This is a genomic window from Hymenobacter terricola (assembly GCF_017921975.2).
Taxonomy (GTDB): Bacteria; Bacteroidota; Bacteroidia; order Cytophagales; family Hymenobacteraceae; genus Hymenobacter; species Hymenobacter terricola.
In genome coordinates this window covers 1-344 of the sequence record NZ_JAGEMO020000082.1, presented here as the reverse complement: position 1 = coordinate 344, position 344 = coordinate 1, and the positions used below count along the sequence as shown (strand labels likewise).

At 66.6% G+C, this 344-nt stretch carries 1 protein-coding gene; it reads right to left on the bottom strand.

The features are described 5' to 3' along the window. Nucleotides 1–2: 2 nt before the first annotated feature. A partial coding sequence (locus J4G38_RS24375) for an SDR family oxidoreductase (protein WP_226163792.1) occupies nucleotides 3–344 on the bottom strand: 342 nt, incomplete at its 5' end.

Genomic DNA, 344 nt, shown 5'->3' with positions numbered 1-344 from the left:
TGTTACACCCCGCTAAAAGCGTTGAAGCCGCCGTCAACCAGTACGGTTTCGCCGTTCACGAAGCGGGAGGCGTTGCTGAGCAGGTAAATCAGCGTCCCGGTCAGCTCCTCCGGCTCGCCGAAGCGTTGGAAGGGCGTGTGGGCTATGAACTTGCGGGCGCGCTCGGTGGGCGAGCCGTCGGCGGCGACGAGCAGGTCGCGGTTTTGCTCGGTGAGGAACACGCCGGGCGCGAGGGCGTTCATGCGGATGCCGCCGCCGTAGCGCAGGCCCAGCTCGGTGGCCATCCAGCGGGTGTAGCCTTCGATGGCGGTTTTGGCCAGCGTGTAGCCCATCACCCGCGTGAG